We start from the raw sequence: 26,339 nt of genomic DNA, 5'->3' as shown, positions 1-26,339 counted from the left end.
GCCGAGAACACGTCGGCAAACCATAGAAACCCCTGCATCGCCGCAGGTCACCGCGGCGATACCGGCCGAAAGGACCGATTTCCGTGGCGCAGCGCGTAGTGGTCACCCTCTCCGACGACATCGACGGCGGGGAAGCCGCGGAGACCGTCGCCTTCGGGCTCGACGGCAAGTCGTACGAGATCGACCTGAACACAGCCAATGCGAAGAAACTGCGAAAGCTGCTCGCGCCTTACGTGGCGGTCGGCCGCAAGAAGTCGCGGTCGGGGCGTGTCTACCACCGCACGGCCGTCTCCCCGGACCCGGCGGCGGTGCGCGCCTGGGCCCGCTCGCACGGCATGGACGTGCCGCCCCGCGGGCGCATCCCCAAGAAGGTCTACGAGGCGTTCAACGCCGGGGCCTGACGGGCCCCGGCCGCCGCGTCCCCGCCCGGCCGGCCCCGGCCGGGCACCGATTTGCCAAGCACCCCCGGTGATCAGCTAGAGTCTGGATCAACGCCGAGGGGCAAGTCCGGGAAACCGGGCGGCACTTCGGAGGTCACGCGGGTGTAGCTCAGTAGTAGAGCGCCCCCTTTCCAAGGGGGAGGCGCAGTGTGCGATTCCTGTCACCCGCTCTGACCGTTCACCGGCCGCATCCGCGGCCGCGCTGGACGGACGCGCGGGTGTAGCTCAGTAGTAGAGCGCCCTCTTTCCAAGAGGGAGGCGCAGTGTGCGATTCCTGTCACCCGCTCTGACCGTTCACCGGCCGCATCCGCGGCCGCGTCGGACGGACATGCGGGTGTAGCTCAGTAGTAGAGCGCCCCCTTTCCAAGGGGGAGGCGCAGTGTGCGATTCCTGTCACCCGCTCTCATCGCTTACCGACCACTCCCCGGAGTCCGGTACAGTGGTGTTCGCGCCGCCCGGTGGCCCCTCTTCTTGAGGAGCGTCGGTCGGAGGCATGCGGACGTAGCTCAGTTGGTAGAGCACCACCTTGCCAAGGTGGATGTCGCGAGTTCGAGTCTCGTCGTCCGCTCGGAGAATGAAGGCCCCGGTCACTGCGACCGGGGCCTTCGTCGTGTCCCGGGCCGGTCGCCGATGACATTCGTCATCCCAAGTCGTGACAGCTCGCACTGCCTCCCGCCCGGATCCACCGGGAGGCTTGGGGACATGAACCACGGGGACAGTGTGATCACGGCCTCAGGGCTGCGGCGGCGCTACGGGCCGGCCGGGGACAAGGGGTACGAGGCGGTACGGGACGTCTCCTTCGACGTCCGGCGCGGGGAGCTCTTCGCGCTGCTGGGGACGAACGGTGCGGGCAAGACCTCCACCGTCGAGCTGTTGGAGGGCCTCGCCCGGCCGTCGGGCGGCTCGGCGCGGGTGCTCGGCCACGATCCGTACGCCGAACGCAAGGTCGTGCGGCCGCGGATCGGGATGATGCTGCAGGACGGCGGCTTCCCGGCCGAGCTGACGACCGCGGAGACGGTGACGATGTGGGCGGGCTGCACGAGCGGCGCCCGGCCCGTCGACGAGGCGCTCGGCCTCGTCCGGCTCGGCGGGCGGCGCGACGTGCGCGTCAAGCAGCTCTCGGGCGGCGAGCGGCGGCGGCTGGACCTCGCGCTGGCCCTGCTCGGGAGGCCCGAGGTGCTCTTCCTCGACGAGCCCACGACCGGGCTGGACCCGGAGGCCCGGCACACCACCTGGGAACTCGTCCGGCAGCTGCGCGCGGAGGGCACCACGATCCTGCTCACCACGCACTACCTGGAGGAGGCCGAGGCCCTCGCCGACCAGCTGGCGATCATGCACCGGGGGCACATCGTGGCCTCCGGGACGCCGGGCGAGGTGATCGGCGCGTACCCGGCGCGGATCCGCTTCGCGATGCCGGACGGCTGGTTCGTCGGCGATCTGCCGCCGCTGGCCGAGCTGGGGGTGCTCCGGCACGAGGAGACGGGCGGACGGGTGGAGCTGCAGACCCGGGAGCTGCAGCGGACGCTGACCGGGCTGCTGCTGTGGGCCCGGGACAAGGACGTCGAGCTCGAGGGGCTCGACGCACGGACCGCCTCGCTGGAAGAGGCGTTCCTGGCGATAGCGGGTACGGCGGCGGAGTCCGGGAGGGACGCGTGATGGCGGTGGGCACGACGGGTACGGGGGTCTCGACGAGCACGACGACCGTCGCGGGACGGGCGCTGGCGCTCGGCCGGGCGGAGATGAAGCTGCTGGGACGCAACCGGGTGGCGCTGTACACGGCCCTGGTGATGCCGGTCCTCATGATCTACGCGCTGCGGTCGGCGACGAAGAACGTCGACCTGAGCCGGGCGGGGATGTCCCTGGCCGAGGTGACGATGACGGGCGCCTTCGGTTACGTCCTGATCTTCGTCGTCCACACCAGCCTCATCACCGTCTACACCGCGCGGCGCCAGGAGCTCGTGCTCAAGCGGCTGCGGACGGGCGAGGCGAACGATGCGGAGATCCTCGCGGGGACGGCGCTGCCCTCCGCGGCCATCGCCCTCGTGCAGTGCGTCCTGCTGGTGGTCGTGGGTTCGCTGTGGCTGCACATGCGGGCGCCGGTCCGGCCCGAACTGCTCGTGGCGGGCATGCTGTTGGGGATCGTGCTGCTCGCGGCGCTGGCCGCCGTTTCCACCCGGTTCACCAAGAACTCGGAGAGCGCCCAGCTCACGGCGATGCCGTTCGTCATGGTCTCGATGTTCTTCTCCGGGATGTTCTGGCCGCTGGAGGCCATGCCCAGTGGGCTGGCGACGTTCTGCGAGGTGCTGCCCATGACGCCGGTGCTCCAACTGGTGCGCACCGGCTGGCTCGGCGGTGCGGACACGGCCTCGGCGCTGGGGCACCTCGGGGCCGCGTTGGCCTGGACCGTGGTGGCCGTGTTTGCTGTACGCCGGTGGTTCCGCTGGGAACCGCGGCACTGAGCGAAGCAGCAGGGGGACGGTTCGTGGTCGGGTGGGTGCGGACGTTTCGCAGCCGGAACAAGGTCGGACAGATCGACCTGTACATACGCTGGGCGCTGAACGTCGTCCCGTGGTTCTCCTTCGCGGTCCAGGCGGTCGCCATCGTGGCCAGCGCGGACGGCAGCATGGCGGGCCGGACCGCCCTGGCACTGGCGGCCGGGACCGCAGCACAGTGCTGGATCGGCATGGGCCTGCTGCAACGGGCCCTCGACCGCTACCTCGGCAAGCCGGCCGAGCTGCGCCGGCGGATGGCCTGCTCATTGGTGCTGCTGGCGGTGACGACGGGCCTCATCATGGCGCTGCCCTCCCCGACGGAGCCGGGCGTGCACCCCGGACTCATGATGACGATGTCCACCGCCACGCCGCCCCTCGGCGCCTACTGCCTGCTCGTCCGCAAGCGCGTCTACGCAGCGGTGACCACGGTGGGCTCGGTCCTGACGGCGCTGTTGTTCGCCGCGACCGGGGCGACGGCGCCGGAGACGGTGGGCGACGCGGTCTTCCTGCTGTTCATCTGCGGATGGATCATGCTGGTGGTGCGCATGTCCGGCTGGATGCTCGCCATCGTCTGGGAGGTCGACGCCGCCCGCGAGATCCAGGCCCGGCTCGCCGTGGCCGAGGAACGGCTGCGGTTCTCGCGGGACATGCACGACGTGATGGGCCGCAACCTCGCGGTGATCGCGCTCAAGAGCGAGCTCGCGGTGCAGCTCGGGCGGCGCGGTTCGCCCGCCGCGCTGGAGCAGATGGCCGAGGTGCAGCGCATTGCGCAGGAGTCCCAGCGCGAGGTCCGCGAGGTCGTGCGCGGGTACCGGGAGGCCGATCTGCACACGGAACTGGAGGGCGCGCGCGGGGTGCTGAGCGCCGCCGGGATCGAGTGCCGCATCGACGGCTCGGGCAGCGACCGGCTGCCGGCCCCGGTGCAGTCGGCCCTGGGGTGGGTGGTGCGCGAGGCGACCACCAACGTGCTGCGGCACGCGGAGGCGACCCGCTGTGCGGTGCGGCTGCGCGTGGTGGACGCGGGGGCGCGGGCGGTGCTGGTCATAGAGAACGACGGCGTCCGGGACGGGGGCCCGGCGCCGGCCGGAAAGGGGGGCTCGGGGATCGCGGGGCTCCGGGAGCGGCTGGCGGTGCTGGGGGGCACGCTGGTGGCCGGGCCCGGGGACCGGGGTACGTTCCGGCTGACGGCGGAGATCGGGGAGGGGACGGCCGCATGACCGGGGAGCCTCAAGAACCACTGCGCGTACTGCTCGCCGACGACGAGCACCTGATCCGCGGCGCCCTCGCCGCCCTGCTGGGGCTCGAGGACGATCTGCAGGTCGTCGCCGAGGCCGCCTCGGGCCCGGAGGCGCTCGCCATGGCGCGGGTGCACCGGCCCGACGTGGCGGTGCTGGATCTTCAGATGCCGGGTGCCGACGGTGTGACGGTGGCCACATCCCTGCGGGCCGAACTGCCCTCGTGCCGCTCGATGATCGTGACGAGTCACGGCCGCCCCGGACACCTCAAGCGGGCCCTGGAGGCGGGGGTGCGCGCGTTCGTCCCGAAGACCGTCTCGGCCCAGCGGCTCGCCGAGATCATCCGCACCGTGCACGCCGGAAACCGCTACGTGGACCCGGAGTTGGCGGCCGACGCGATCAGCGCGGGCGACTCGCCGCTGACCGCGCGCGAGGCCGAACTGCTGGAACTGGCCGAGGACGGAGCCCCCGTCGCGGAGATCGCGGAGCGGGCCTCGCTGACGCCGGGAACGGTCCGCAACTACCTCTCCTCGGCCGCCGCGAAGCTGGGCGCGGAGAACCGTCACGCGGCAGCGCGCACAGCACGGGCTCAGGGTTGGCTATAGTGGTTCTCGCACCGCACGGAAGAGCGGCGCGAAATGCGGACGTAGCTCAGTTGGTAGAGCACCACCTTGCCAAGGTGGATGTCGCGAGTTCGAGTCTCGTCGTCCGCTCGGAAAGCGAAGGCCCCGGTCACTGCGACCGGGGCCTTCGTCGTGTCCTCAGCTTCCCGGGAAGCTGAGCCGGAAGCGCGCTCCCCCGCCCTCGGCCCGTTCCGCCGTGAGCTCCGCCCCGTGGGCCCGGGCGATCTGCCGGGCCATGGCCAGGCCCAGGCCGGAACCGGGCAGGGCACGGGCCTGGCGGGAGCGGTAGAAGCGGTCGAAGACGTACGGCAGGTCCTCCGCGGAGATGCCGGGGCCGTGGTCGCGAACGGTGAGGTCGGCGGCGCCGTCCGTACGGGCCAGGCGCACTTCCACCATCGCGCCGGCCGGGCTGAACTTGGCGGCGTTGTCGAGCAGGTTGGACAGCAGCCGGGCCAGCCGGGCCGGGACGCCGAGGATGGTGACCTCGGTCACGTCGACGGTGAAGACCGTGTGCGGCCAGTGGCCGCGGGCCTGGGCCACGCAGCGCTCGACGAGGCCGTCGAGGCGCACCTGCTCCACCAGCGGCTGCGGCTCCTCGTCGCGGGCCAGCTCGATCAGGTCGTTGACCATGCCCGTCACCTCGCGCATCTGGCGGCTCAGACTCTCGGCGGCACGGTCGCGCTGGGCGACGGAGAGCCGGTCGGCGCGGGCGAGGAGTTCGGCGTTGGTACGCAGCGCGGTGAGCGGGGTGCGCAGCTCGTGGGAGGCGTCGGCGACGAGGCGGCGCTGGGCGGCGACCGCCTCCTCCAGCTCGCCGAGCATGGTGTTGAAGCTGGTCGCGAGGCGGGTGATCTCGTCCTGGCGGCGCGCCTCGTACGGGAGCAGTTCGATGCGGTGGGCGGGGTCGCGGGTGGCGGCGATGCGCTCGGCGGTGGCCGTGAGACGGGTGACGGGGCGCAGGGACGTCCGGGACGTGGCATAGCCGAGGCCCGCCGCGAGCAGGACGCCGGCGCCGCCGACCGCGCCGAGCAGCAGGCCCGCCTGCCGGACGCCCTGGTCGACGGTGTCGGAACGGACGGCCACCTGGAGGGCGAGGTGACCCGGGTACTGCTGTGTGTACATGCGCAGGGCGCGGCCGTTGTGGCTGATGTTGCTGTAGTACGGGCCCAGGGTGCCGGCCGCGACGCGGCGGGTGGCACCGGTCACGGGCAGCACCAGGCCGCTCTGGCCGGGGGCCGTGGGGTCGGCGGGCACGAGCTGGGCGCAGGCGGGTGCGGCCAGCCAGGAGCACTCGCCGTAGAGCGCGCCGTGGGCGTTGCTGCCGCGGTTCTGCTGGGTGATCAGGGAGGCCTGCTGCTTGAGCTGGAGGTCCAGCTGGCGGCCGAGCTCGTAGCGGATGACGACGTACGCGGCGGCCAGGACGCCGAGCGCGACGAGGGCGACGGCCGCGGAGGTGACCAGGGCCAGGCGGCCGCGGAGGCGGAGGCGTCTCACCGGTCGCCCGGCTCGCTGAGGCGGTAGCCGACGCCGTGCACGGTGTGGATCAGGCGGGGCGCGCCGCCCGTCTCCAGCTTGCGGCGCAGGTAACCGATGTAGACCGCGAGGGAGTTGGACTCCGGGCCGAAGTCCGTTCCCCAGACCCGCTCCTGGATCACCTCGCGGGGCAGCACCTGCCCCGGGTGCCGCAGGAACACCTCCAGCAGGGCGAACTCGGTGCGGGTGAAGTCCAGTTCGGCGCTGCCGCGCACGCCGGTGCGGGTGACCGGGTCGACACGGAGGTCCGCGAAGGCGAGGTCGGTGCCCTCGGCTTCGAGGGTCTCCGGGGGTGCCGCACGGCGGAGGAGGGCCCGGAGGCGGGCCAGGAGCTCGTCCAGGGCGAAGGGTTTGACGAGGTAGTCGTCGGCTCCCGCGTCCAGGCCCGCGACCCGGTCGGAGACGGCGTCGCGGGCGGTGAGGACGAGCACGGGGGTGCGGTCGCCGAGCGAGCGGAGGCGGCGGCAGACGGCGAGGCCGTCGAGGACGGGCATGGCGAGGTCGAGGACGACGGCCGCCGGGGCCCTTTCGGCGATCGCCGAAAGGGCCTCCAGGCCGTCTGCTGCCGAGCGGACGTCGTAGCCCTCGACGGTGAGGCCGTCGACGACCGCTGCGCGGACGTCCGGGTCGTCGTCGACGACCAGGACGACTGGCGTCGTGGGCATGCGAGCCTCCGTGATCGTGCGGGCACCGCCCACTCTGGCACGCCGTGTCTGAGAGCACTCTTATCCGGTGCGGGCCGCCTGTGGCTTGTCGCGCAGCCGAAGAACGCACTGTCCGGCGGTGCCGGGCCGTCAGGCCCACTTGGTGCCCGTGAGGCGTTCGTACGCCTCCGCGTACTTGGCATGTGTGCGTTCCACGACCTCCGCCGGGAGCTCGGGCGGAGGGAGTTCGCCGTCGCGGTCCCAGCCGGATTCCGGGGACGTCAGCCAGTCGCGGACGAACTGCTTGTCGTAGGAGGGCTGCGCCCTCCCCGGCTGCCATTCCTCCGCCGGCCAGAAGCGGGAGGAGTCGGGGGTCAGGACCTCGTCCGCGAGGACCAGGTCCCGTCCCCCGAAGCCGAATTCGAACTTGGTGTCCGCGACGATGATGCCGCGGTCCCGGGCGATGTCCCGGGCGCGCCCGTAGACCGCCAGGGTCAGCTGCCGCAGCTGCGCCGCCGTCTCGGCGCCCACCCGGCGGGCGACCTCCTCGTACGGGACGTTCTCGTCGTGCTCGCCGACCTCCGCCTTGGTGGCGGGCGTGAAGATGGGGGACGGGAGTTCGGAGCCGTCCTCCAGGCCCTCGGGGAGGGCCAGTCCGCAGACCGTGCGGGTCTGCCGGTACTCGGCGAGGCCGGAGCCGGTCAGGTAGCCGCGGGCCACGCACTCGACGGGGAGCATGTCCAGGGAGCGGCAGACGAGCGTGCGGCCGGCCCAGTCCGCGGGGGCGCCGGCCGGGACGTCGGTGGAGATCACGTGGTTCGGGACGAGGTCCGTGAGGCGGTCGAACCACCACAGGGACAGCTGCGTGAGGATGCGGCCCTTGCCCGGGATCTCGGTGGGCAGCACCCAGTCGTATGCGGACATCCGGTCGCTGGCGACCATCACCAGATTGCCGTGCTCGTCGCGGTAGAGGTCGCGGACCTTGCCCGTGTGCAGGTGCACGAGCCCCGGCACCTCGACCGGTTCGGGCTTCTCGACGAATCCGGACACGCAATCCTCCTGGTGGTTTGTCCAAGCCCCTCGATTCTGCCGCATGGGTCCGGACGGCGGCGGGGCGGGGATCAGCAGCGTTTGCAGATGCGGTCCAGGAGGTTGGCCGTGGCCCGCTGGACGCGGGCGTCCGTGTGGCCGGGCCGGTCCAGGGCGGGGGACCAGGCGAAGGTGCCCGCGGCGAAGACCAGGGCGCCGCTCGGGGCCCGGTACAGCGAGGTCTCCTGGTGGCGCACGGCGCCCTCGCCGTCCTTGTAGGGCGAGTGCGCCAGGAGGATCCGGCGGGTGTGCTCGGGCAGGGCCGTCCGGGGGTAGTAGCGGTCGGCCTCGCCCGCGACGAGGCCGGGCAGCTCGTCGCCCTCGCCCGCGCCGGTGGCCTCCCACAGCCAGTGGTCGGCGTTGCGGACGACCAGGGGGGCGGGCTCCGGGACCCGGCCCGCGTACTGGATGCCGAGGAACTGCTGCTCAGGAGGAGAAACGTCCCTCCAGAGGGCCGAGCGCCCGGGCCCACGGCGCTTGCGGCAGCTGAGCAGGTGGTCGGGCCCGGCCGGCGAGGGGGCGAGCTCGACCTGCCAGTACATGGTGTTGGCGGAGAGGAAGACCAGCGACGTGCCGGCGTCCCGCGCGGCCTCCACGGCCTGCCGCATGGGCACCGACCAGTACTCGTCGTGCCCGGGGAAGACCATGCCCCGGTAGCGGGAGGGGTCGATGCGGCCCGCGTGCAGGTCGCGGGTGTCGGCGTAGGCGAGGCCGTAGCCGTAGCGCTCGGCCCAGCGGATGAAGTCGTAGGCGTGGCCCACGTGCAGCGGCAGGCCGGCGCCCGCGAAGGGGCGGTCGAAGGAGACCGTGGTGGCCGCGCCCTCCTCGCCGAGCAGCCGGCCGTCCGCGTCCCACGCGTGGTAGAGGCTGGCGCCCGTGTGGCCGTCCTCCGGGTAGAGGTTGTAGGCCTGCCAGGTGATGTCGGGCAGGACGAGCAGCAGGTCGGCGGGGGTGGCGTCGCGGATGAGGAAGGGGATGTGGCTGCGGTAGCCGTCGGCGGTGGTCAGGACGGCCACATGGGCGCCGGTGCTCCAGTAGCCGGGGATCTGCAGCCGCCAGGAGAGCCACCAGTGGTGGCAGGAGACCGTGCGCTCGACCGTGAGCGGCGGCGGCTGGACGATGCCGGAGAGCCGGGGGCTGCTGCTGATCTTCGCCGCGCCGTCGCCCCCGTAGTGGCCGATGCGGTAGATGTCCACGCCGAACTGCTGCGGGGGGTCGACGGTGATGCGGAAGTCCACGGCCTCGCCGGGCGCGACGGTGCTCGCGGTGGCGAAGCCCTTGATCTGGCGGTGGACGTCGTCGGCCGTGCGGGGGCCGGGGCGGCGGGGCGCGGGCACGCCCGGGCCGGCCCGGTCCGGGACCGGGTCCACGTACCAGGGGATGATCTGGCCGGTGTCGGCGAAGTAGTACTCGTCACCACGCAGCCAGGGCAGCGGGCCCTGGCCGAAGGGATCCGAGACGGCGTGCGCGAGCGCGCCGGACTCCCAGCGGCGGATCTGGTCCGTACCCATCTGCGCTCCCTCCCCTGTGCCCCCGTGGCGCCGGTTCCGTCCCGCCTCAGCCGTCCCAGCAGAGCACATGGACGGTCCGGCTCGTCACCGGTCGTCGCGAAATTCCCCGAAAGTGATGGTCCGAGCCCATACGCAGCGTCACATCGTCACATCAGCCAGGCCTGTTCGCCAGGGGTCAGACCAGCCGTACCGGCTTCTCCGACCGCACGCCGACCTCGCCGAGCCAGGCACGCAGCGGCTCGCCGTCCCCCTCCTCGACCAGACTCAGCACCGTACGGACCAGGTCCGCGCGGCGGGCGCCGCCGACCAGCAGGGCCGGGCCGTCCAGCCAGTCCAGGCCGGGGACGGCGCCGGCGGTGTCCACGGCGGCGCAGCACACCATGGCCGTCACGTGGTCGGTGAGCAGCTCGCGGCCGCTGCGCGGCGGCTGGAGCGGGAACAGCGGGGCCAGGCCGTCGCACCGGGGGTCGCCCGCGGGGACGGCCGCGCCGGGGTACTCCGGGCGCTCCTCCAGGGCGGCCTCGCGGGCCACTTCGGCGCTCAGCCGCACCCCCAGCTCCTCGCCGAGGCCGCTGCCCGCCGGGCCGCTGAGGCGCTCCAGGACGCGGGCCACGGTGGGTGCCGCGGGGGTGGCGTCGGGGCCGGGGCCGGTCAGGGCGCCGGCGGCGCCGTAGGAGGCCAGGTCGTCGACAACGTCGAGAACACGGTGCAGCCGGGCGGCCTCCAGCCGCCACTTGCGGTCCACGACCTCCTCCGGGTACTGGCTCCAGGCGACCGGGGACCAACCGGGGCCGGGCTCCTGCGGGCCGCCGTGGAAGAGCCGGGCGGCCAGCAGCGAGGCGGCCTCGTCGATGACGCCGGGCTCCTCCAGCAGATCGCACGCGGGCCGCTCGCCCAGCCGGGAGGCGAAGCCCTCCGCCAGCCGGTCGCGGCGGGAGAGCTCGGTGAGCGCGGAGACCACGCCCGCGTCCAGCCGGGAGGGCCAGCGGCCCATCCGCCAGGCGGGCAGGGCGACCCGGTTCAGCAGCCGGTCCCAGCCGGCGTAGGCGAGGCCGACCTGCTCCTGGGCGACGATGCGCAGCCCGTAGTCCACGGTCTGGGCGCGCTCGGAGGCGGCTGCGGCCACACCGCGCTCCATCTCGGCGGCGTGGCCGCGGCAGGAGCGCAGCAGCAGCCGGGCGGCCCAGCCCACGAAGGCGAGGGCGGGCCGCCCGGCCGCGACCGCCACCGCGGCGTCCAGCCCGCGGACGAAACGGCGCGCGGCCGCTATGTCGGGGTGGGCGGAGGGGCCCGTGCCCGCCACCACGGGGGCGAGCAGGGCGCGCAGTTCGGCGACCCGCATCCACCAGAGGAACGGGGAGCCGATCACCAGCACGGGGGCCGCGCAGGCCCGCCCGCGGGACGGCAGGACGCCGCGCGCGGAGGCGTGCGCGGGATGCGTGCGGTCCTCCAGCCAGCTGTCGCAGTCGGGGGTGAGGGCTATCGCGGAGGGCGCCGGGACGTCCAGCCGGTCGGCGAGGTCGCGGACCAGGCGGTAGAGGTCGGGGGCGGTCTCCTCGGGGATCGGGACGGTGGGGCTGAGGGCCGGTCTCGCCCGGGCGACCACGGCGGCCACGGCGGCCGCCAGCAGCAGCACGGCGACGGCGAGGACGCCCACCGCCCCGCGGAGCGTCTCCCAGCCGGAGCCGTCCGGGATGTGGCCGGTGAGCCGGCCCGTGAGCAGCACGACCGCCGCCGCCGCGGGCAGCAGGGCGACGGCCAGCGCGGCGCTGCGCACGCGCAGCACGGCGAGGGCTCGGGTGCGCGCGGCGTGCGCGCCGGTTTCGGGAACTGCCACGGGACCTGATCACCCCCAGTTGCCGGTAGTGCTCCGCCGAGGTGTGCGGCGCGGGCCCGACGGGGCCCGTGCCGCAGTCCTTTGCCTGTCTCCCCCACTGTGGCACCGGCCTCCGACATCGCAATGCCGGTGGGCCAGTTGGGCCGCCCCGTCAGTCGGACGGCAGGCGGCCTCCGCCGACCCTAGATTGCGGGCACGGCATCCGTCAGCCGGTTGGGGGATCGGTCACCCGATCGAATGGCTTTGGGCAGAGGTTGTACGGCACCGGTCCCGTTCAGCCCCGCGCGGCCTGCTCCGCGATGTCCGTGCGGTGGTGCGAACCCTCCAGCCGGATCCGGGACACCGCCGCGTACGCCCGGTCCCGGGCGGTGGCCAGGTCGGCGCCGGTCGCGGTCACGGACAGGACCCGGCCGCCCGCGCTGACGACGCGGCCCTCGGCGTCCCGGGCGGTGCCGGCGTGGAGCACGTACGCCTCGTCCTTCTCCGCGGTCTCCGGCAGCCCCTCGATCACGTCGCCCGTGCGCGGGGTGCCCGGGTAGTTGTGCGAGGCGATCACGACGGTGACGGCCGCGCCGTCGCTCCAGCGCAGCGGCGGCACCTCGGCCAGGCCGCCCGTCGCGGCGGCCAGCAGCAGTCCGGCCAGCGGGGTCTTCAGGCGGGCGAGCACGACCTGGGTCTCCGGGTCGCCGAAGCGCGCGTTGAACTCGATCACCCGCACCCCGCGCGAGGTGAGCGCCAGGCCCGCGTAGAGCAGCCCGGAGAAGGGCGTGCCCCGGCGGCGCAGTTCGTCCACGGTGGGCTGCAGCACGCTCTCCAGCACCTCGTCGACGAGCTTCGGCGACGCCCACGGCAGCGGCGAATAGGCGCCCATGCCACCGGTGTTGGGGCCCTCGTCCCCGTCGAGGGCGCGCTTGAAGTCCTGCGCGGGCTGCAGCGGGACGACCGTCTCGCCGTCCGTGAGCGCGAAGAGCGAGACCTCGGGCCCGTCCAGGAACTCCTCGATCACCACGCGGTCACAGGCCAGCGCATGCTCGCGCGCGGCCTTCAGATCGGCCGTGACCACGACGCCCTTGCCCGCCGCGAGGCCGTCGTCCTTGACGACGTACGGGGCGCCGAAGGCGTCCAGGGCCTCGTCGACCTCCTCCGGGGTGGTGCACACGTAGCTGCGGGCCGTGGGGACGTTCGCGGCGGCCATGACGTCCTTGGCGAAGGCCTTCGAGCCCTCCAGCCGCGCCGCCTCGGCCGACGGGCCGAAGACGGGGAAGCCGCGCTCCCGGAGCGCGTCGGCCACGCCCGCCACCAGGGGGGCTTCCGGGCCGACCACCACGAGGTCCGCGCCCAGCGCCGCGGCGAGCTCCGCCACGGCGGCGCCGTCGAGGGCGTCCACCGGGTGCAGCTCGGCGACGTCGGCGATCCCGGCGTTGCCGGGGGCGCAGTGCAGCGCGCTGACGTCGGGATCGAGGGAGAGAGCGCGGCACAGGGCATGTTCGCGGGCGCCGCCGCCGATGACGAGGACCTTCACAGGGGTCACCCTACGGCCTGCCCTGTCGATCACTACGACGCGGGCCCCGGGCCCTGCTCGTAGGAACCTCCGTGGGAGCTCCGTCACCTCTCCGGCCCACTCTTTCGAGTGAGGGTGCGAGCGCCCTATACCCGATTCCCCTGCACTTACGGACGGAAAAGGCCGGATCTTGCCTCCAACGCCAACCGTTCGGCGGTAGGAAGGAAGCTGCGCACAGCTATGACGCCATGGCGGCAACGCGACAAGGCGACAAATCAAGACGGACGACAGATCAAGGGAGAGCAGGGGTGAGCCAGCCTGAGATGCAGCCCGAGGGGCCTCCGCGGGAGCAGGGAGGCCAGGGAGGGCAGCACCGGGGCGACCTGCGCGGCCGGACCTTTCCCCAGGGGGACTGGGGCGAACCCGCCGTGCGGCTCGACGAGCTCTACCGGTGGGTGGAGAGCGGCGCACTGTATCTGGCCGACTGGTACCTCGCCGACCGTGCCTGGAAGCGCCGTTGGGCCCGTGCGCTGCGGCTCGCGGCGGCCGTGTGCGCCGTGATCGGGGCCGCGCTGCCGGTGCTGGAGCTGACGAAGGCGCTGCGCGGGGGCACGGCCTGGGCGTTCCTCTTCCTGCTGGGCGCGGTGGCGTGCGTGGCCTGCGACCGCTACTTCGGGCTGACGACGGGCTGGATGCGGGCCGTCGCGACGGCGCAGGCGGTGCAACGGCGCCTGGAGGCCCTGCAGTTCGACTGGGCGTCGGAGTGCGTGCGCGAGGTTCTCGGGCCGACGGAGGGCACGGCCAGCGAGGCCGCCGAGCGGTGTCTGACCGTGCTGCGGCGCTTCTCGGAGGACGTGTCCGAGCTGGTACGGGCCGAGACGGCGGACTGGATGGTGGAGTTCCGGGCCGGGCCGGCGCCGCTGCTGACGCAGTCGCTGGTGGCGTGGTCGCCTCGTGGTGATGCCGGGGGGGCAATCGGTCGGTTCCCATTGCCCCCTGGGACGCGGCCCAATATGCCGCGGCAGCGGCCGCCGGAGTCGCCGCGCTAGCGCGCCGCGGGGCCCCTGGGGGGCAGTTCTTCGGCTGCGGGCCGGTGGGGGCTGGTCGCGCCCACGCGGCGGAGCCGCAAATCGAAACAGCCCCGCGCCCCTTCGGCGCACGCCCCCTCAGCTGAACACGATCATCGACCCCTGCCCCAGACTCCTCGTCGCCGCCGCGTGCAGGCCCAGCCATACGTGGCGTTCCCTCGCGAACGGGCTGTCGTCCTCCGGGGCGGGGGCCACGCGTTCGTCCAGGCGGGTGGGGCGGCCGGGGGACGCCGGCGCGGGCGGGGGGTTGTCGGGGTCGATGCCCAGCGCCGGTGCCACCGTGCGGAGTTCGCGCAGCAGGCCGTGGCTGGAGCCCAGCGGGCCGCCGCCTTCGAGGAGTTCGTCGGTGGACAGCGGGTGCGCGAAGTCCACGGGGACGTACGCCCCCGCGTGGTCGTAGTGCCAGACCAGGTGCGACTGCTGCGCCGTGGCCTCGAAGATCTCCAGCAACTGCTCGTAGTCCCCGCCCAGTTCATCCACCGGAGTGACCTCCAGGCCGCACAGGTTGAGCAGATGTGCGCGCCGCAGGAAGTGCAGGGCGTCGTAGTCGAAGCCCGCGACCGGTGCCACGTCGCCCGACAGGCCCGGCATGTAGCCGAAGACCGGGACGGGCGGCAGGCCCGCCTCGCCCAGGGCCTTGTCGTACGCGGCGATCTCCTCCGCGAAGGGGTTGTCGGGGCTGTGGCAGAGCACGTCGACGAGGGGCACTAGCCAGAGGTCACAGGCCACGCGAGCTCGCTCTCGTAGGTGGGCGTCGAGCCAGAGTAGTGCCGCTCAGCCGGTTGTCATACCGCGCCGGGGGTCAATCCTCGGCCATCGCGTGGACGTCCCACACCCACGTGTCACCCGTCCACTGCGGTTGCCGTCCCGTCAGCCGGGTGACCGTCTCGCGCAACGGCAGTTCGTGGTCCTGGGGCGCGAGGACGAAGGCGTCCGCGCGCCAGAAGGCGAGGTCCTTGCGGAAGGCGCTGCGCTCCTGGTCGCCGATGGCCGGCGCCTTGCCCGTCTCCTTCACCTTGCTCAGCAGGTCGGCGGTGGGGCGCCGCTCGGGCCCGTAGATGCCGATGTGCTCCGGGCCCCACGGGCCCATGAAGTAGCCGCCGGGGAAGGCGAATCCGAGGCCGGCCTGCACCTGCCAGCCCAGGGCGGTGGTGTCCTCCGGGCTCGGCACGGGGACGGGCACCAGGGTGTGGCCGGGGCGTACGTACTGGCGCCAGGTGCCGTCCGCGACGAACGCGGGTGCCGGGGCGTGGCCCGCCGTCGGGTACGGGGTGGGGACGAGCGGGACGACGGCCGCGGCGAGGGCCGCCCAGCCGAGCAGCCGGTGCGAGGTCTCGCGCTCGCTGCGCAGGCGCTTGGCGGCGAGCCGGTCGCAGGCGAGGGCGAGCAGGATGCCGAGGGGGGCCACGCAGACCATGGCGACGCGGGACTCGATGACCGACTCGTAGAACGGCATCCCGGCCAGCAGGCGCCAGGGGCCCGGCAGCGTCTTGTCGGTGCCCAGCAGCGGGATGTTCTGACCGAGCGAGAGCACGGCGGCGGCGAGGGCGGTGAAGCCGAGGGCGCGGACGCGCGGCTGGTCGCGCAGGCGGACGACGATGGCGACGGCCACGACGACCAGCGGCCAGCCGAAGAAGGCGTTCTCCTCGGTCCGGTTGAGCGACAGGGAGGCGGCGACCTTCGGGTCGCCGGCCAGCGAGCGGGTGGCGAACTCCAGCAGGGCCATGGGGTTGTTGCCCACCTGCCCGTGCAGCACGCTGTGGTAGCTCTGTGCGCCGTGGAACTGCCGGAGCAGCGGGTAGGCCACGAGCGGCACGCAGACGAGGGCGGCGACGCCGAGTCCGCGCAGCAGCGGCCGGGCCACGGCCCGGGCGACGTCGGGGGAGGCCACGGCGTAGCCGAGGGCGAAGAGGCCGCAGCCGGTCATGGCCAGCAGCAGGGCCTCCTCGCCGAGGAAGAGCTGGTAGGCGAGGAAGAGACCGAGGACGGCGCCGTCCCGTCCGGTGCGGCGGCCCTCGCAGAGCCGCAGCATCCGGTCGACGATGAGCGGCATCATGAACAGCACCGCGAAGTTGGGGTGTGCGGTGCCGTGGGAGACCATCGGCGGGGCGAAGGCGCAGAAGGCGCCGCCCAGGGCGGCCGCCCAGCGGGAGCGGACGAACCACTTGGCCATCAGCCAGTACCAGGACAGTGCGGTGGCGGCCAGGCCGCCGGTGAGCACGACCGCCCAGGTGACCTGCGGCCCGAAGGCGAGCGTGACCGGGGCGAGGGGCACGGAGAGGCCCAGCATGGCGGTGTTCGCCATGAGGTTCACGCCGAGCGGGAAGTTCTGCAGGTCGGTGAAGAGCGGGTCGCGGAAGTGGGCGACGTTGTCGGCCGTGACCGCGAAGAACCACTCCCACTGGCGCTGGTCGGAGCCCGAGTCGGTGAGGTAGCCGCCGCCGGGGGCGTCCCCCCACAGGCCGCCGTAGAGGACGAACGCGAAGCCGAGGTAGAGGAGTCCGACGAGCAGGGTCGACGGGCGGACGGAGCGGGCCCGCAGGCGCAGGACGTCGGCGAGGACGGCGGGATAGGCCAGCGGCCGGACCTTGGAGCCGGGTTGGTGGGCCCAGCGCACGGGCACTTCGGCGACCTCCCAGTCCTGCTGGTGGAAGTGGCGCAGTATCTCCACGTCGTAACTCCAGCCGTCCAGGCGGGAGTCGGCGAAGGCGGCGCGCACCTTGTCGCCGTCGAACAGCTTGAACCCGCACTGGGTGTCCCGTATGCCGGGCACGGCCGCCGCGCGTATCAGCCCGGAGCCGAGCCGGCCGAGGGCGACGCGCAGCGGGTTCTGGCGCACGGAGATCCGGGAGCCGGGCAGGGCGCGGGAGCCCACGGCGGCCGCGGCGCCCGCGTCGAGGCGGCGCTGCAGCAGGGCCAGTTCCTCGATGGGCGTGGCCAGGTCGGCGTCGGTGACCAGAACCCGGCGGCCGCGCGAGGCGAGCACTCCGGTGCGCACGGCGTGGCCCTTGCCGCGGTTGGCGGGCGTGCGCAGCAGCCGGATGCGGGGCTCCTCGGCGGCGGCGGCCTCGATGACGGCCGCGGTGCCGTCGGCCGAGCCGTCGTCGACGACGATCAGTTCCCAGTCGTCCGCAGGGCCCTCGTCAAGGGAGTCGAGGTGGGCGCGGATGGCGTCGAGACTGGGGGCGAGCCGCTGCTCCTCGTTGTAGGCGGGGACGACCACCGTCAGGCCGACGGCCGTTCCTCCGGGCGTCATGGCCGCCGGCGTCGCGGGCGTCATGGGCACTGTCACTCGGCATCACATTCGGCATCTCGACGACCATGGATGCATTCGACCCTATTCGATCGGAGTTCGGCCGAAGCCCGTCGCGATCGCTCTGATCAAGTCGAGTGAGTGCTCGTTGTACGCGGCGACGAGCTGCTGCGCCCGCTGCCCGTCCCGGCGGGCCACGGCCTCCACCAGTTCGGCGTGGCCGTGCCACAGGCGTCCGCGCAGGTCGTCGAGGCGGCGCAGCAGGGGAACGGTGAAGGCCCAGCTCTGGATGCGCACACGGTCGAGGAAGTCCGATATGTACGGATTGCCCACCAGGCCGGCCAACTCCCGCCAGAAGCGCAGGTCGTAGCCGATCAGGATGTCCAGGTCCCCCGCGAGCGCCGCGCGCCCGGCCTCCTCGGCCCGCCGCCGCACCGAGGCCAGCGCCTCCGGGGTGGCCGCCTGCAGGGCCCGCTCCGCGGACCGGCGGAAGACGCCCTCGACGATCAGCGTGCGGGCCTCGATCATGTCGAGGAAGTCGGCGTACGAGAACTCCCGCACCCGGTAGCCCTTGTGCAGCTCCACGTCGAGCAGTCCCTGCGCGCACAGGTCGAGCAGCGCCTCGCGGACCGGGGTCGCCGAGACGCCGTAGCTCTCGGCGATCTCCTTGACGGTGAACTGCCGCCCCGCCGGGAGCCGCCCCGCGATGACCTCGTCGCGCAGGGCGTCGGCGATCTGCGAGCGCAGCGTCGTGCGCTTCACAGCGTCGCTGCCGGGCATGGTCGTGCGTCTCCCCTTCCGTGGCCGCGCGCTGGCATCGCGCGGCGGGAAGCGACGCTACACGCCGGGGGGCCGGCAGCGGCAGTCCGGGGTCAGACCGTGTGCGCGTCCGCCACGGTCAGCGCCTCGTCCAGGGCGGCCAGTCCCTCCTTCGCCTCGGCCTCGGTGACGGTGCACGGCGGGACCACGTGGGTGCGGTTCATATTGACGAACGGCCACAGCCCGGCCGCCTTGCAGGCGGCGGCGAAGGCGGCCATCGGGGCGTTGGCCTCGCCCGCCGCGTTGTACGGCACCAGCGGCTCCCGGGTGGCGCGGTCGCGGACGAGCTCGACGGCCCAGAACACGCCGAGCCCGCGGACCTCGCCCACCGAGGGGTGCCGCTCCGCGAGCTCGCGGAGCCCCGGGCCGAGGACGGTCTCGCCGATGTGCGCGGCGTTCTCCACGATGCCCTCCTCGGCCATCGCGTTGATCGTCGCGACGGCGGAGGCACAGGCCAGCGGGTGGCCGGAGTAGGTGAGCCCGCCGGGGTACGGGCGCTTGTCGAAGGTCGCGGCGATCTCCGCGGAGATGGCCACGCCGCCGAGCGGCACATAGCCGGAGTTGACGCCCTTGGCGAAGGTCAGCAGGTCGGGCGTGACGCCGAAGCGGTCGGCGGCGAACCAGTGGCCGGTCCGGCCGAAGCCGGCCATGACCTCGTCCAGGACGAACACGATCCCGTACCGGTCGCACAACTCCCGGACGCCCGCGAGGTAGCCGGGCGGCGGAACCATGATCCCGGCGGTGCCGGGGACGGTCTCCAGGACGATCGCGGCGATCGTCTGCGGCCCCTCGAAGGCGATGGTGTCGTGGAGGTGCTGCAGCGCGCGCTCGCACTCCTGCTGCTCGTTCTCCGCGTGGAAGGGCGAGCGGTAGAGGAAGGGCGCCCAGAAGTGCACCACTCCGGCGGCGCCGGAGTCGGACGGCCAACGGCGCGGGTCCCCGGTCAGGTTGATCGCCGCGGCGGTCGCGCCGTGGTACGAGCGGTAGGCGCCGAGCACCTTGGGACGGCCGGTGTGCAGCCGGGCCATGCGCACGGCGTTCTCCACCGCCTCCGCCCCGCCGTTGGTGAAGAAGATCTTGTCGAGGTCGCCGGGCGTCCGCTCGGCGATCAGCCGCGCCGCCTCGGACCGCACGTCCACCGCGAAGCCCGGCGCGATCGTGCACAGCCGGCCGGCCTGCTCCTGGACCGCGGCCACGACCTTGGGGTGCTGGTGGCCGATGTTGGTGTTGACGAGCTGGGAGGAGAAGTCGAGGTAGCGGTTGCCGTCGTAGTCCCAGAAGTACGAGCCCCGGGCCCCGGCGACGGCGAGCGGGTCGATGAGGCCCTGCGCGGACCAGGAGTGGAAGACGTGGGCGCGGTCCGCCGCCTTGACGGCTGCGCCGGCTTCGGGGCGGGCGGTGGGCTGCTGCGGGCTCATGGCGGGACCTCGGGGCTCGGCGGGCGGCTGTCCGTCCGAGCCTAGGGAGTACGGGCGGGCACGGGGCACCGGCACTGTGTACGGCCGTTGCGCCGGAGGCGGACACCCTGCCGGGTCCGGCGGGGCCGAGGACTGTGCCCCTCTGGAGAATCGCCGAACCGGAAATACCGATTCGCCACCCTTTTGCGTGCTACGGTCCCTCGCGGTTGCAGTAATTCGTACCCATTTGACGTGCGCGCCCGAGCACCGAGTCCCGGGCGCTCTTGTATTTCCACCCTGGAATACGGAATTCCGTCTCGAAACCTCTCTCGAGGAGATCGTCTTGGCCACCGGCATCGTGAAGTGGTTCAACTCCGAAAAGGGCTTCGGCTTCATCCAGCAGGACAGCGGCGGCCCGGACGTCTTCGCCCACTACTCGAACATCTCCGCTCAGGGATACCGCGAACTCAACGAAGGCCAGAAGGTGACCTTCGACATCGCGCAGAGCCACAAGGGCCCCCAGGCGGAGAACATCGTCCCGGGCTGAGCGGCCCCGGGCACCGGCCCGGCCGACCGGCCGACCGGCAGAAAAGGGCCGGGACCGCGCACTTTCACCGTGCGGGGTCCCGGCCCTTTGCCGTGCCGCTATTCTCCGCAAGTGAACGAGGGGAAACTGGGGGAGGGAGTACCCGGCATGGAAGCCCTGACGCCGGAGGACCCGCGCACGCTCGGCGCCTACCGATTGCTCGCCCGGCTCGGCTCGGGCGGCATGGGCCGGGTGTATCTGGCCCGCTCGGACCGCGGCCGGACGGTCGCGGTCAAGCTGGTCCACCCGGAGCTGGCGACGCAGGAGGAGTTCCGCAGCCGCTTCCGGCAGGAGGTCCGGTCGGCCCTGCGGGTCGGCGGGGAGTGGACCGCGCCCGTCCTCGACGCCGACACCGAGGCCGCCGTCCCCTGGGTCGCGACCGGCTACATCGCGGGCCCCTCGCTGCGCCAGGTGGTCGGCCAGGACTTCGGGCCGCTGCCCGAGCGCTCCGTCCGCATCCTCGGCGCCGGTCTCGCCCGCGCCCTGCAGGCCGTGCACGCCGCGGGCATCGTCCACCGGGACCTCAAGCCGTCCAACGTGCTGATCACCCTCGACGGTCCGCGCGTCATCGACTTCGGCATCGCCCGCGCCCTGGAGACCATCACCGACGGCGGCCTCACCCGCACCGGGGCGGCCGTCGGCTCGCCCGGCTTCATGTCCCCCGAGCAGGTGCGCGGCGCCCAGGTGACGCCCGCCAGCGACGTCTTCTGCCTCGGCTCGGTGCTGGCCTACGCGGCCACCGGCCGGATGCCCTTCGGCACCGCGGACAGCGGCGTCCACGCGCTGATGTACCGCATCGCGGAGGAGGAGCCGGACCTCGCCGCGGTGCCGGAGGGCCTGCGCCCGCTGATCGCCGCGTTCCTCGTCAAGGACCCCGCCGCACGGCCCACGCCCGAGGAGGCCCTGGAGCGCACGGGCGCGGCCGGCCTGCTGACGGACCTGCGCTCGGGCGAACCCTGGCTGCCCGGCGGCCTGGTCGCCCAGCTCGGACGGCACGCGGTGCAGCTGCTCGACGTGGAGGACCCCACGGCGGCGGCCCCCGCCCCGGGGGCGTCCATACCCGCGGAACCGCCCACCCAGGTGGTGCCCCCGGCGGACCCGCCGACCGTCACCGCCCCGCCCGCGCCCGGGTACGGATACGGGTACCCGCCGCCGCCCCCTCCCCCGCCCCGCTCGAAGACGCCGTACCTGCTGGCCGCGATCGTGGTCGCCGGGCTGCTCGCGGGCGGCGGAACCGTCTACCTGCTCCGGCACCAGGAGAGCGGGAACGGCTCAGGCAGCAGCGCGGCGGCATCGTCCCCCGCTCCCCCGGCCACGACGCCGGCCACCACGCCCCCGCCCGCCACGAGCCCCGCCGGGCCGTCGTCCCCGGCAGTGCCGCCCGCCACCGCCCCGGCGACCGTCGGCGGGGCGCAGGCGTACGCCGGGACCTGGCAGTCGGGCTTCGACTCCGGCGGCGGCCGCAACACCCGCGTCCTCACCGTCCGGCCGGGAGCCGGCGGCACCGGCACGGCCGAGATCCGGGGCGGCGGCTACCTCGACGACGGCACCGCCTACACCTGCACCTGGGACGCGTCCGTCTCCGGCGGCGGCGACGGCACCCCGCTGCACCTCGGCCCCTCCAGCGTCGTCCAGGCGCAGCCCACCTCGGCCTGCCAGCCGGGCTCGCCCTCCGACCTGGTCCTGCTCCCGGACGGCCGGATGCGCCGCGACTTCACCGACTCGGGCACAAAGGACGCGTCGCTGGTCTACAGCAGGACGGGGTGACACGACGCAGAAGCGCCCCGACCGCCGAGCGGTCGGGGCGCTTCTGCGTGCAACACGCCTCAAGAGCCTTACGAAAGGAAGGAGTTGATCTCGATCGTCTCGTCACGGCCCGGGCCGACGCCGATCGCGGAGATCGGGGCGCCCGACATCTCCTCCAGCGCCTTCACGTACGCCTGGGCGTTCTTCGGCAGTTCGGAGAACGTCTTGGCCTTGGAGATGTCCTCGGTCCAGCCCGGCAGCATCTCGTAGATCGGCTTCGCGTGGTGGAAGTCGGTCTGGCTGTAGGGCAGTTCCTCGACGCGCTTGCCGTCGATCTCGTACGCGACGCAGACCGGGATCTGCTCCCAGCCGGTGAGCACGTCGAGCTTGGTGAGGAAGAAGTCCGTCAGGCCGTTGACGCGGGTCGCGTAGCGGGCGATGACGGCGTCGAACCAGCCGCAGCGGCGGTCGCGGCCGGTGGTCACACCGCGCTCGCCGCCGATGGTGCGCAGCGCCTCGCCGTCCTTGTCGAACAGCTCGGTCGGGAACGGACCGGCGCCGACACGGGTGGTGTACGCCTTCAGGATGCCGATGACCCGGTTGATCTTCGTGGGGCCGACGCCCGCACCCGTGCAGGCGCCGCCCGCGGTCGGGTTGGAGGAGGTCACGAAGGGGTACGTGCCGTGGTCCACGTCCAGCAGGGTGCCCTGGCCGCCCTCGAAGAGGACGACCTTGCCCTCGTCGATGGCGTTGTTCAGGATCAGCGTGGTGTCGGCGACGAAGGGCTTGATCTGGTCGGCGTAGGCCAGCATCTCGTCGACGATCTTCGCCGGGTCGATCGCGCGGCGGTTGTAGAGCTTCGCCAGGATCTGGTTCTTGAAGTCGAGGGCAGCCTCGACCTTCTGCGTCAGGATCGACTCGTCGTAGAGGTCCTGGACGCGGATGCCCACGCGGTTGATCTTGTCCGCGTAGGTCGGGCCGATGCCGCGGCCGGTGGTGCCGATCTTCCGCTTGCCGAGGAAGCGTTCCGTCACCTTGTCGACCGTCGTGTGGTACGGCGTGATCAGGTGCGCGTTACCGCTGACCAGCAGCTTCGACGTGTCGACGCCGCGCTCGTTCAGCCCGCTCAGCTCGGAGAGCAGGACCGCCGGGTCGACGACGACACCGTTGCCGATGACCGGGGTGCACCCCGGCGAGAGGATCCCGGAAGGGAGGAGGTGGAGCGCATATTTCTGGTCACCGACGACGACCGTGTGGCCGGCGTTGTTGCCACCTTGGTAGCGCACCACGTAGTCCACGGAGCCACCGAGCAGATCGGTGGCCTTTCCCTTGCCCTCGTCACCCCACTGAGCACCGAGCAGCACAAGTGCGGGCACAGGCGTACACCCCTTCCGGGCGGGGCATGTCCAACGTGCGTGGGTGGCCTTACGCCCGCCTTGGTCAGGGCGTACGCCACCGCTAGAGCCGTCGAACCGGTGCCCCGGATAGACGAAGCCCCTGGCGCAACAGCGACAGGGGCTCTTGCACCGAGAGGTTACCTGAGGAAGGACGAACGTGTCGGCTGCAGACCCGACCGGACAGCGGCTGCTCGTCGTCGTCGACCCCGTCGCCCGCCGTGTGGACGGCGAGTCCGTGCGGATCGCGAGGGACGTGCTGTGTGCCGGATCGGTGGCGAAAATCTGTCTTCCGGAGGGCCCCGAGGAGGTGGCGCGGGCCGTCGGGCGGCGGGGCCGCCGGCGGACGGTGGTGATCGGCGACGACCGCGCGCTGCTGCGGGTCGTCGCCCAGCTGCACCGCCAGCGGGAGCTGGCCGCGGCACCGCTGGCGTGGGTCCCCGTCGGCTCGCTGCCGTCCGTGTCGGTGGCGCGGGTCCTCGGCGTTCCGCTGGGGGCCGTGGCGGCCGCACGGGCCGTCCTGGACGGCGTGGAGCGGCGGCTCGGCCTGCTGGCCGACGACAGCGACGGCATCGTCGTGGGCGGCCTCTGGGTGCCCGCGGGCGATGCCGGGCGCCGCTACGCGGCGGTACGGGGGGCGCCGGCCGTGTCGGCGCGCAGCGCCCTCGCCCTGCTGGCCCGGACCGGGCCCCGGCGGGGGCCGCGCCCCGCCGGGGCGCGGCTGCGGGTCGAGGCGGACGGGGTACTGCTGGCCAACGTGGACCGGCCGGTGGGGCGCGTCGCCGTGTCCGCTCCCGCGGACGGGGGCTCCGCCCTGGCGGAAGTGGTGGTGCACGCGCGCGCGGGGCACCATCCGGTGCAGGCGCGGGCCCGCACGATCACGGTGTCCGGGCCGGACTTCCGCTACCGCGCCGACAACCGCATCCGGGGTCCGGTCCGGGTCCGGACGTGGACGGCGCTGGCGGAGGGGTGGCGATTGACGGTGCCGCGCTCGTGACCTGGGCGGCTGCGGGCCGTCTGTGGCTGGTCGCGCAGTTCCTCCCCCAGCTACCGCTGGGGGTACCCCCAGCGCCCCTGCGGGGCGCGGTTCCGCACTCAGCCCCCCGGTGTCACCAGCCCCGTCTCGTACGCAAAAACGGCAGCCTGCGTGCGGTCGCGCAGGCCCAGCTTCACCAGGACCCGGCTCACGTGCGTCTTCACGGTCGACTCCGCCACGACCAGGTGCGCCGCGATCTCCGAGTTCGAGCGCCCCTGGGCGACCAGGACCAGGACCTCCGTCTCCCGTTCCGTGAGGTCCCCGATGCGCTCCTGCGTGGGCGCCGCCTTCGGCGCGCCCAGCCGGGAGAACTCCTGGATCAGCCGCTTCGTGACCGTCGGCGCGAGCAGCGCCTCGCCGTCGGCGACCACCCGCACGCCGTCCGCCAGCTGCCGCGCCGACGCGTCCTTGAGCAGGAAGCCGCTCGCTCCCGCGCGCAGCGCCTGGTAGACGTACTCGTCCAGGTCGAAGGTCGTCAGCACGAGCACCTTGGCCTCGCCGTCCGCCGCGACGATCTCGCGGGTGGCCTCCAGCCCGTTCATGCCGGGCATGCGGATGTCCATGAGCACGACGTCCGGCCGCAGCTCGGCCACCTTCTCGACCGCCTGCCGCCCGTCGACGGCCTCTCCGATCACCTCGATGTCGGGCTGCGCGTTCAGCAGCACGGAGAAGCCCTCGCGGACCATCATCTGGTCGTCCACGATCAGTACCCGGATGGTCATGCCGCGGCCTCCCCCGGCATCGCGACCGGGATGAAGGCGGCGACCTCGTAGCCGCCGTCCTCCGTCGCCTCCGCCGTCATCCCGCCGCCGAGCATGCCGACGCGCTCGCGCATGCCCAGCACCCCGTGCCCGGCGCCCGGCGAGGGTTTGGCCAGGCGGTCGGCCGGGCCGTTGACGATGCGCAGGCCGAGCCCGCCGAGGACGTACGAGACCTCCACGCGCGCCGTGGCACCCGGCGCATGGCGCAGGACGTTGCTGAGCGCCTCCTGCACGATCCGGTACGCCGACAGCTCGACGCCCTGCGGCAGCGGCCGCACCGCGCCCGTGGTCACGTGCTCGACCTCCAGACCGGCCGAGCGCACGTTGCCCAGGAGCAGGCCGAGGTCGGCCAGCGTGGGCTGCGGCGCCTCGGGCGCGGCGTCCTCCTCGGACCGTACGACGCCGAGCACCCGGCGCAGCTCGGTGAGGGCCGCCACGGCGTTCTCCCGGATGGTCTGGAACGCGGCCGCCAGCTCGGGCGGGGTGTCCTGCACCCGGTACGGCGCGGCCTCGGCCTGGATGGCGACCACGGACATGTGGTGGGCCACCACGTCGTGCAGCTCCCGGGCGATGGTGGTGCGCTCCTCCAGCAGCGTCCGCCGCGACCGCTCGACCTGTGTGACGGCCGCCTGGGCCTCGACCTGCTGCTTGCCCTCGCGCAGGCCGCGCACGGCGACGACGGCGAAGAGCACGAAGCCGGAGAAGGCCAGCATCTGGAACAGCTCCCCGCCGTAGGGCGCCCCGTACGACCGGAAGACCCCGAGGAACACCGCCAGCGCCCCGGTCAGCAGCCACATCCCGGCCGCGACGCGCGGCCGGGTGCGCAGCGCCACCAGGACCATCACGGCGAGGTGCGGCAGGAAGCCGCCCGGCGACCACGGCGAGACGCTGGAGCCGAAGGGCAGCACCATGCCGGTGAGGAACATCACACCGAACGACAGCCACCACGCGCCGACGGGCCGGACCAGGGTCGTCATGATCGGCACACCGACGAACAGCGCCGGGACGATGCCCACGTGCTCGACGGTGGCCAGCATGATCATGAGGGCGAAGCCCACGACGACGGCGTGCGGCAGCCACCGCGTGTACCGGGCGGCCCGGCGCGGCAGCGCCCGCACAAGCCGGTGGTCGTCGCGGAGCGGCGGCAGCGGCCGGAAGGCGAAGGCATCGGTGACGAGGTCCTCCCGGAGGCGGTGGAGGAAGGTCCTCGCTACGCGCAGCTCCTCGCTGCTCTGGAATGTGTCGGTCACACGTTCCACGCTAAGCGGGCGGGCCTGCGGCCGGCGTCCGTACGAGTGGGGATTTCCGGGGGTCCGCCTCAAGTACTACGCGGGCGCGACCACGCGGCGGAGCC

Annotated in this window: 22 protein-coding genes and 5 tRNA genes; 14 read left to right on the top strand and 13 right to left on the bottom strand. The window is 73.2% G+C overall.

Annotated features, from left to right (window positions below):
* Nucleotides 1-83: 83 nt before the first annotated feature.
* The 10 genes from ACMATS_RS20245 (at nucleotide 84) to ACMATS_RS20200 (ending at nucleotide 4,880) form a co-directional block, all read left to right on the top strand.
* Nucleotides 84-401 (top strand): histone-like nucleoid-structuring protein Lsr2, encoded by a 318-nt coding sequence (locus tag ACMATS_RS20245; RefSeq protein ID WP_336410140.1) that lies wholly within the window; start codon nucleotides 84-86, stop codon nucleotides 399-401.
* A 137-nt stretch (nucleotides 402-538) separates the two neighbouring features.
* Nucleotides 539-610 (top strand) — tRNA-Gly (locus ACMATS_RS20240).
* Nucleotides 611-654: 44 nt separating this feature from the next.
* Nucleotides 655-726: transfer RNA gene (locus tag ACMATS_RS20235), tRNA-Gly, on the top strand.
* Between the two features lie 44 nt (nucleotides 727-770).
* Nucleotides 771-842: transfer RNA gene (locus ACMATS_RS20230), tRNA-Gly, on the top strand.
* A 93-nt stretch (nucleotides 843-935) separates the two neighbouring features.
* Nucleotides 936-1,008: transfer RNA gene (locus ACMATS_RS20225), tRNA-Gly, on the top strand.
* A gap of 134 nt (nucleotides 1,009-1,142) precedes the next feature.
* Nucleotides 1,143-2,096 carry an ABC transporter ATP-binding protein gene (locus ACMATS_RS20220; RefSeq protein ID WP_414168646.1) on the top strand — a complete coding sequence of 318 codons (954 nt, stop codon included), beginning with the start codon at nucleotides 1,143-1,145 and terminating at the stop codon, nucleotides 2,094-2,096.
* Entirely contained in the window at nucleotides 2,096-2,899 is an 804-nt protein-coding gene (locus tag ACMATS_RS20215; RefSeq protein ID WP_414168645.1) for an ABC transporter permease, read from the top strand. Before ACMATS_RS20220 ends, ACMATS_RS20215 begins: the two co-directional genes overlap by 1 nt.
* Nucleotides 2,872-4,149, top strand: coding sequence for a sensor histidine kinase (locus ACMATS_RS20210; protein WP_414168644.1), 1,278 nt, complete (start codon nucleotides 2,872-2,874; stop codon nucleotides 4,147-4,149). The genes ACMATS_RS20215 and ACMATS_RS20210 overlap by 28 nt, the downstream gene beginning before the upstream one ends.
* Nucleotides 4,146-4,772, top strand: a complete 627-nt coding sequence (locus ACMATS_RS20205) for a response regulator transcription factor (RefSeq protein WP_390781353.1) — start codon at nucleotides 4,146-4,148, stop codon at nucleotides 4,770-4,772. Before ACMATS_RS20210 ends, ACMATS_RS20205 begins: the two co-directional genes overlap by 4 nt.
* A gap of 35 nt (nucleotides 4,773-4,807) precedes the next feature.
* Nucleotides 4,808-4,880, top strand: a tRNA-Gly gene (locus ACMATS_RS20200).
* A gap of 48 nt (nucleotides 4,881-4,928) precedes the next feature.
* Here ACMATS_RS20200 and ACMATS_RS20195 read toward each other — a convergent pair.
* The 6 genes from ACMATS_RS20195 to purD form a co-directional block, all read right to left on the bottom strand.
* Nucleotides 4,929-6,284 (bottom strand): sensor histidine kinase, encoded by a 1,356-nt coding sequence (locus tag ACMATS_RS20195; protein WP_414168643.1) that lies wholly within the window; start codon nucleotides 6,282-6,284, stop codon nucleotides 4,929-4,931.
* Nucleotides 6,281-6,988: a response regulator transcription factor gene (locus tag ACMATS_RS20190; RefSeq protein WP_390781351.1), complete on the bottom strand. Its 708-nt coding sequence runs from the start codon at nucleotides 6,986-6,988 to the stop codon at nucleotides 6,281-6,283. The genes ACMATS_RS20195 and ACMATS_RS20190 overlap by 4 nt, the downstream gene beginning before the upstream one ends.
* Nucleotides 6,989-7,117: 129 nt before the next feature.
* On the bottom strand, nucleotides 7,118-8,017 hold the full coding sequence (locus tag ACMATS_RS20185) for a phosphoribosylaminoimidazolesuccinocarboxamide synthase (RefSeq protein WP_414168642.1): 900 nt from the start codon (nucleotides 8,015-8,017) through the stop codon (nucleotides 7,118-7,120).
* A gap of 71 nt (nucleotides 8,018-8,088) precedes the next feature.
* Nucleotides 8,089-9,567: a N,N-dimethylformamidase beta subunit family domain-containing protein gene (locus tag ACMATS_RS20180; RefSeq protein ID WP_414168641.1), complete on the bottom strand. Its 1,479-nt coding sequence runs from the start codon at nucleotides 9,565-9,567 to the stop codon at nucleotides 8,089-8,091.
* Between the two features lie 175 nt (nucleotides 9,568-9,742).
* On the bottom strand, nucleotides 9,743-11,404 hold the full coding sequence (locus tag ACMATS_RS20175) for a hypothetical protein (protein WP_391150485.1): 1,662 nt from the start codon (nucleotides 11,402-11,404) through the stop codon (nucleotides 9,743-9,745).
* Nucleotides 11,405-11,678: 274 nt separating this feature from the next.
* Nucleotides 11,679-12,926: a phosphoribosylamine--glycine ligase gene (gene purD / locus ACMATS_RS20170; protein ID WP_390781347.1), complete on the bottom strand. Its 1,248-nt coding sequence runs from the start codon at nucleotides 12,924-12,926 to the stop codon at nucleotides 11,679-11,681.
* A 287-nt stretch (nucleotides 12,927-13,213) separates the two neighbouring features.
* Here purD and ACMATS_RS20165 point away from each other — a divergent pair, with 287 nt between their 5' ends.
* The gene (locus ACMATS_RS20165) at nucleotides 13,214-13,954 is read left to right on the top strand and encodes an SLATT domain-containing protein (RefSeq protein ID WP_336410151.1); all 741 of its coding nucleotides are present in this window, start codon (nucleotides 13,214-13,216) and stop codon (nucleotides 13,952-13,954) included.
* A gap of 117 nt (nucleotides 13,955-14,071) precedes the next feature.
* Here ACMATS_RS20165 and ACMATS_RS20160 read toward each other — a convergent pair whose 3' ends face one another.
* The 4 genes from ACMATS_RS20160 to ACMATS_RS20145 all read right to left on the bottom strand — a co-directional run bounded on the left by ACMATS_RS20160 (nucleotide 14,072) and on the right by ACMATS_RS20145 (nucleotide 19,483).
* On the bottom strand, nucleotides 14,072-14,722 hold the full coding sequence (locus tag ACMATS_RS20160) for a hypothetical protein (RefSeq protein ID WP_390781346.1): 651 nt from the start codon (nucleotides 14,720-14,722) through the stop codon (nucleotides 14,072-14,074).
* Nucleotides 14,723-14,795: 73 nt separating this feature from the next.
* The gene (locus ACMATS_RS20155; protein WP_414168640.1) at nucleotides 14,796-17,273 is read right to left on the bottom strand and encodes a dolichyl-phosphate beta-glucosyltransferase; all 2,478 of its coding nucleotides are present in this window, start codon (nucleotides 17,271-17,273) and stop codon (nucleotides 14,796-14,798) included.
* A 57-nt stretch (nucleotides 17,274-17,330) separates the two neighbouring features.
* The gene (locus ACMATS_RS20150) at nucleotides 17,331-18,026 is read right to left on the bottom strand and encodes a GntR family transcriptional regulator (RefSeq protein WP_390781344.1); all 696 of its coding nucleotides are present in this window, start codon (nucleotides 18,024-18,026) and stop codon (nucleotides 17,331-17,333) included.
* Nucleotides 18,027-18,118: 92 nt separating this feature from the next.
* On the bottom strand, nucleotides 18,119-19,483 hold the full coding sequence (locus ACMATS_RS20145; RefSeq protein ID WP_391150479.1) for an aspartate aminotransferase family protein: 1,365 nt from the start codon (nucleotides 19,481-19,483) through the stop codon (nucleotides 18,119-18,121).
* A gap of 322 nt (nucleotides 19,484-19,805) precedes the next feature.
* On the opposite strand from ACMATS_RS20145, the gene ACMATS_RS20140 reads away from it, so the two are divergent.
* Both ACMATS_RS20140 and ACMATS_RS20135 read left to right on the top strand, forming a co-directional pair.
* Complete coding sequence (locus tag ACMATS_RS20140; RefSeq protein ID WP_390781342.1) at nucleotides 19,806-20,009, top strand: cold-shock protein; 204 nt, start codon at nucleotides 19,806-19,808, stop codon at nucleotides 20,007-20,009.
* A 147-nt stretch (nucleotides 20,010-20,156) separates the two neighbouring features.
* Complete coding sequence (locus ACMATS_RS20135) at nucleotides 20,157-21,815, top strand: serine/threonine-protein kinase (protein ID WP_414168639.1); 1,659 nt, start codon at nucleotides 20,157-20,159, stop codon at nucleotides 21,813-21,815.
* Nucleotides 21,816-21,883: 68 nt separating this feature from the next.
* Here ACMATS_RS20135 and ACMATS_RS20130 read toward each other — a convergent pair whose 3' ends face one another.
* A complete protein-coding gene (locus tag ACMATS_RS20130; protein WP_390781340.1) occupies nucleotides 21,884-23,170 on the bottom strand; it encodes an adenylosuccinate synthase in 1,287 nt (428 codons plus the stop codon).
* A gap of 178 nt (nucleotides 23,171-23,348) precedes the next feature.
* Between ACMATS_RS20130 and ACMATS_RS20125 the strand changes: the two genes are divergently transcribed.
* Nucleotides 23,349-24,185, top strand: a complete 837-nt coding sequence (locus ACMATS_RS20125; RefSeq protein WP_390781339.1) for a diacylglycerol kinase — start codon at nucleotides 23,349-23,351, stop codon at nucleotides 24,183-24,185.
* A 98-nt stretch (nucleotides 24,186-24,283) separates the two neighbouring features.
* On the opposite strand, the gene ACMATS_RS20120 is transcribed toward ACMATS_RS20125, so the two are convergent.
* Both ACMATS_RS20120 and ACMATS_RS20115 read right to left on the bottom strand, forming a co-directional pair.
* On the bottom strand, nucleotides 24,284-24,946 hold the full coding sequence (locus tag ACMATS_RS20120) for a response regulator (RefSeq protein ID WP_390781338.1): 663 nt from the start codon (nucleotides 24,944-24,946) through the stop codon (nucleotides 24,284-24,286).
* Nucleotides 24,943-26,235, bottom strand: a complete 1,293-nt coding sequence (locus ACMATS_RS20115; RefSeq protein ID WP_414168638.1) for a sensor histidine kinase — start codon at nucleotides 26,233-26,235, stop codon at nucleotides 24,943-24,945. Before ACMATS_RS20115 ends, ACMATS_RS20120 begins: the two co-directional genes overlap by 4 nt.
* Nucleotides 26,236-26,339: the final 104 nt, after the last annotated feature.

Origin of the sequence: Streptoverticillium reticulum (assembly GCF_047456005.1) — a bacterium.
Lineage (GTDB): Bacteria > Actinomycetota > Actinomycetes > Streptomycetales > Streptomycetaceae > Streptomyces > Streptomyces reticulum.
Note: the sequence above shows the minus strand (reverse complement) of the source record. Positions and strands in the feature narration are given on the sequence as shown.